This window comes from Cupriavidus sp. R6-3 (assembly GCF_059772245.1).
This window is the reverse complement of sequence record NZ_JCBAJO010000292.1, coordinates 1-4,943: the sequence shown is the minus strand read 5'-3', so window position 1 is coordinate 4,943 and position 4,943 is coordinate 1. Positions and strand designations below refer to the sequence as shown.

Here is a 4,943-nt window from a genome sequence, read left to right as displayed (position 1 = left end):
CGACGATGTCCTCCGGGCTGCATTGCGTCGCCAGCTCGATCGCCAGCTCGCTGTCGCCCTGGGTCTCGCCGAGGATCTCGCCGAGGTTGCCGAGTTCTTCGCGCAGCAGCGCCTGGTCGTCCTTCGACACGTTGAGCAGACGCACCTTCAGCGCGCCGCCGGCCGGGGCAGCTGCGGCGGCGGGGGAAGCGGCAGCAGGGGCCGCGGCGGCGGCTACGGGTGCCGGTGCCGGGGCCTCGCCGCCGGTCTCGTAGGCCAGCTGCTGCAGCACCGCACAGATGCGCGCAAGGGTCTGCGGATCGGGTTCGGTACCGTTGCGGTAGGCGTTGAGCTGGTCTTGCAACACGTCCTTGGTTTCCAGAAAGGTATCGATGATGGCCCTGGACAACGCCAGTTCCCGCCGGCGCGTGCGGTCCAGCAGATTCTCGAGCAGGTGGGTGGTCTCGGTCAGCGCGCTGAAGCCGAAGGTCGCCGCGCCGCCCTTGATCGAATGCGCGGCGCGGAAGATCGCATTGAGGTCTTCCGCGTCGGGCGCCTCGATGTCGAGGCCGAGCAGCAACTGCTCCATTTCAACGAGCAGCTCTTCCGCTTCCTCGAAGAAGGTCTGGTAGAACTGCGTGATATCGATATCGACAGACATGACCGTCCTGAATCACTGATTGCTAAGCATTGAGCCGTTACCAGCTGGTTATCGACCTCGCCGACGGTCTTATTAAATTTTGTTACTGATTTAAGTGCCGGCTACTGCCGCGCCTGGGGCGCCGCTGCGCCCGTCGCCTCTTCCATGCCCTGCTGCAGCGCCTGCGCCGACTCGCCGGCCTTGGCGCGCACCGCGACGTCGGCCGCGCTGGCGTTCTCCGCCTCGAAGCGGGCCTGGGCGCGCTGGTTCAGCACCACGATGCTGATGCGGCGGTTGACCGGGGCCAGCGAATCGTTCTTGTCCAGCGGCATGGTGGCGGCCAGGCCGAGCACGCGCAGCACCTTGCCTTCCTGCATGCCACCGGCGATCAGCTCCTGGCGCGAGGCGTTGGCGCGATCGGCCGACAGCTCCCAGTTCGAGTAGGTCCGCTCGCCGTTCATGTAGTTGGACGAATCGGTATGGCCCGACAGGCTGACCTTGTTCGGCATCTCGTTGAGCACCGGGCCGATCTCGCGCAGGATGTCGCGCATGTAGGGCTCGACCACGGCCTTGCCGGTGCGGAACATCGGCCGGTTCTGCGTATCGAGGATCTGGATGCGCAGCCCTTCGCTGGTGATGTCCAGCAGCAGCTGCGGACGGAACTGGCGCAGCACCGGGTTGTTCTCGATCAGCTGCTCGAGCCGCTGCTTGAGCGCGCGCAGGCGCTCGGTCTCGAGCTGGTCGCGGCGCTTCTGCAGCGACTGCGGATCGTCCTCGCGCATGCGGCGCGTTTCGCCGTCCTTGCTGGCCGGATCGATGCCGCCGCCGGGAATCACGCTTGGCGACTCGCTGACCTTCTGCCCACCGGCAATCGCCACCTTCAGCGGCGTGCGGAAGTACTCGGCCACCTGCACCAGGTCCTTCGGCGTCGACGTGCTCAGCAGCCACAGCACCAGGAAGAAGGCCATCATCGCCGTCATGAAGTCGGCGTAGGCGATCTTCCAGCTGTGGTTGCCGTGCGGCTTGCCGTGGGCGGCAGCGCGGCGGACGACGATGGGGCGCGCGTGATCGGTCATGCTTGGCCTGCGTTGGACGGACGAATGGACTGGCTCGGGGACTGGCTGGCCGGCGCGCTTACGTCAGGCTCTTGACTTCGCGCACGTGGTCGTCCAGTTCCAGGAACGACGGACGCTCGCTCGAGTACAGCACCTTGCGGCCGAACTCGACCGCGACCAGCGGCGCATAGCCGTTGAGCGAAGCCAGCAGCGTGACCTTGATGCACTGGTACATCTTGACCGTCTCGGCAACCTGGTGCTCGACCCGCGAGGCCAGCGGCGAGACGAAGCCGTAAGCCAGCAGGATGCCCAGGAAGGTGCCGACCATCGCATGGGCGATCAGCGCGCCCAGCACGGACGGGGGCAGGTCGGCCGAGGCCAGCGCATGCACCACGCCCATCACCGCGGCGACGATGCCGAAGGCCGGCAGCGCATCGCCGACCCGCGCCAGCGCGTGGGCCGGCACTTCGGCCTCGTGCTTGAAGGTCTCGATCTCGTGGTCCATCAGGGCCTCGATCTCGAAGGCATTCATGTTGCCGTTGACCATCATGCGCAGATAGTCGGTCAGGAATTCCATCATCGCCGGGTCGGCGAGGATGCGCGGATACTGGCTGAAGACGCTGCTGGCGGCCGGATCGGCGATTTCCTTTTCGAGGAACAGGATGCCCTCGCGGCGCGCCTTGGACAGCAGCACGTACAGCAGCGCCATCACTTCCATGTACAGCGCCTTGTTGTATTTGCTGCTGCGCAGCAGCTGCGGCAGCGCGCGCAAGGTCGCCTTGATGGCCTTGCCGCTGTTGGCGCTGATGAAGGCGCCGACCGCGGCGCCGCCAATGATCACCAGTTCTGCCGGTTGATATAGCGCGCCCATGTGGCCGCCAGTCATGGCGTAACCACCAAGCACCGCCGCCACTACGACGACATAGCCAAGAACAACTAGCACGATCGATTCCCCGTCAGAAAAACACGCGTCGGACACGCGCGAGCCGGACCTCGGAAGGACACGGCAAGCTGCGCGCCGTGCCGCCTCGGTCTGGCTCGCCGCGCAAGCCCGGCGTGAATCAGGCGGGTTGCGCTGGCGTGGCGTCCTTCGAGGGCTTCTTTGCCTTGCCGGCGCGCGATGGCGGCCGGCACAGGCTGCAGACGAAGTTCGCGTTCGGCTCGTAGGCGTGAGTGACGAACTGTCCTCCGCAGCATGTGCAACTGGAAAGCTGCAGCATATTGCTCTCGAAGAACCGTACTAACGTCCAGGCACGCGTAAAACTTAAGACAATTTCGCCGCCGAGCAGGGACACATGCTCGAGGTAGAGACGGTATGCGGCGACCACGGCACGAATGCCGCTCGCCTCGCCCTGCTCGACCATGAACTGGTAGGCCGAGAAGAACAGCGACGAGTGGATGTTCGGCAGCCAGGTCGTGAACCAGTCCGTCGAGAACGGCAGCATGCCCTTGGGCGGGGACACGCCGCGCAGTTCCTTGTACAGACGGATCAGCCGGTCGCGCGAGAGCGTGGTCTCGGCTTCGAGCACCTGCAGGCGCGCGCCCAGGCCGATCAGCTCGATGGCGAGCTGGGTCTGGTTGGCATCCTGAAGTACGCTCTTGCGCGGGGCAGCCGGAGCGGCCGTGTAGCTCCGGGCCGGTTGGGCCTGCAGCAGCGCGCTCAATTGAGCGACTCCACCGGCTGGCGCGCGAGCAGGATCGCAGCGTGGATCTGCTGCATATCGTGGCTCTTGGCGGTATGCGTCAGCGTGGAGAGCAACGCATGGTCGTCGAACCGGAAGCGGCACAGGACCATGTTGGAGGCCGCCAGCTTGACCAGCTGAGCAGGCGTCAGCTTGACCAGGATGTCAGCGATTTCCTTGCTGACGCCCAGGCGGAACATGGCTTCGAGTTGGTTTTCGCGCACCAGGCGTTGCGCGAGCAGCAGATAGGCGAGGTTGACCTCCCTGATCTCCTGCAGAAGTTCACTGCTTTCCAATTTATCCCCGCTACCAAGGAACCCTCGCCCGCTTGTCCAGCGCTTACCGGTGGCAGACCTCCGGCGTCCAGATCGTTTCAGTGCGTGTGCGACGGGTACTACATCTGATCGGAACTACTCCGGTCCAGTTACAAAACTCACATCTGGTAACAAATGTTACGGAATGTAAATGGACTGTCCGCTTTGTATCGGCAATCGCATGCCGCTGCCAATCCCTACTTACGTTGGGGATGCGCATTGTCGTACGGATGATACATGGCCGAAACGACACGGGAAGATGTAACAACCTTGTAACGTGATCTGGATCAAATCTGTAACAGCAGACATGCTGCGCGAATCACTTCCACAGCAATTCCGCGCAGTTTTCGAGGGCGATTTCCCCGTGACTGAAAACGCTTCGCGTTCAGGGCGAGCGCCTGTCGCTTTCCACCATTGACGGCGCGGCCGGCATCGGCTTGAAAACGCGGCGCAGCCACGCCGCGAGCCGCGCGAAGACATCGTCCGGCTCGTCGCGGAACAGGTGCGGGCGGGCATGCTCGATCTGCTCCATCACACGGCCCGCTTCCTGCGCGTCGATCGCGCCGTAGTCGAGCGCGAGGCCCACCATCGCGCGCAGTTCGCCTAGCCGCGTCAGCGCGGCGCCGGTGCCGCGTTCGGTCTGCACCAGGTACAGCAGGTCGTAGACGCGCCGGCGCAGGCTGTCCGCCAGGCGCCATGCGGGCGTCTGCATCTGTTCCTCGATCGTGCGCACGTCGACCGCGGCGTTGGCGATGTGTTCGGCCAGCGTATCGGCCAGCGCCGGATCGGCGCCGGCGTGGTCGAGAATCTCGACCGCCCACTTGCGCGCCTGCGCCAGCCGCTCCGACTGCGACCATTCCGAACGCACCGCGAGCCCGAAGCCGAAGCGTTCGGCGTCGCGCATCAGATTGGCCAGCGCGTGCGGCAGCTGCTTGTCGAACACACGCTTGGCCCACGCGTACTCGCCGCCGCTCAGCAGCCGCGTGACCGCGCGCTCGGTCAGCGGCCCGTCCTGGTGCATCACGCGCGCACGCAGGAAGTCCTCGAACGAGGGCGGCACGAACTGCCGGTCCAGCCCCGTGGAGAGCCGGACGAAATGGTCGAACTCGCCGCGCAGCTTGTCCGCGGCCTCACGCGGCAGGGACAGGGTGATTTCGCTGTTCATCGTCTGTCATGGTCGGGGGCGCGCCATGCCGGCCGCGCCCGCCCCGCCGCGGCGGGGTGTTCAGAAGGCGCTCCAGTCGCTGTCGGCACCGGCGGTGGCGGCAGCGGC

Annotated in this window: 6 protein-coding genes; all 6 read right to left on the bottom strand. The window is 65.4% G+C overall.

Going from position 1 to position 4,943, the window contains the following annotated elements:
* Nucleotides 1-640 (bottom strand): Hpt domain-containing protein (locus AC6EI8_RS24170; RefSeq protein ID WP_498383085.1); only part of this gene is annotated, 640 nt, incomplete at its 3' end.
* Nucleotides 641-741: 101 nt separating this feature from the next.
* Nucleotides 742-1,695, bottom strand: a complete 954-nt coding sequence (gene motB, locus AC6EI8_RS24165) for a flagellar motor protein MotB (RefSeq protein ID WP_149319445.1) — start codon at nt 1,693-1,695, stop codon at nt 742-744.
* A gap of 58 nt (nt 1,696-1,753) precedes the next feature.
* The gene (motA, locus tag AC6EI8_RS24160; protein WP_006579238.1) at nt 1,754-2,617 is read right to left on the bottom strand and encodes a flagellar motor stator protein MotA; all 864 of its coding nucleotides are present in this window, start codon (nt 2,615-2,617) and stop codon (nt 1,754-1,756) included.
* A gap of 118 nt (nt 2,618-2,735) precedes the next feature.
* Nucleotides 2,736-3,338: a flagellar transcriptional regulator FlhC gene (flhC, locus tag AC6EI8_RS24155; protein WP_006579237.1), complete on the bottom strand. Its 603-nt coding sequence runs from the start codon at nt 3,336-3,338 to the stop codon at nt 2,736-2,738.
* Nucleotides 3,335-3,652 carry a flagellar transcriptional regulator FlhD gene (flhD, locus tag AC6EI8_RS24150; RefSeq protein ID WP_149319444.1) on the bottom strand — a complete coding sequence of 106 codons (318 nt, stop codon included), beginning with the start codon at nt 3,650-3,652 and terminating at the stop codon, nt 3,335-3,337. Before flhD ends, flhC begins: the two co-directional genes overlap by 4 nt.
* A gap of 403 nt (nt 3,653-4,055) precedes the next feature.
* Nucleotides 4,056-4,835: a DUF4088 family protein gene (locus tag AC6EI8_RS24145; RefSeq protein ID WP_149319443.1), complete on the bottom strand. Its 780-nt coding sequence runs from the start codon at nt 4,833-4,835 to the stop codon at nt 4,056-4,058.
* Nucleotides 4,836-4,943: the final 108 nt, after the last annotated feature.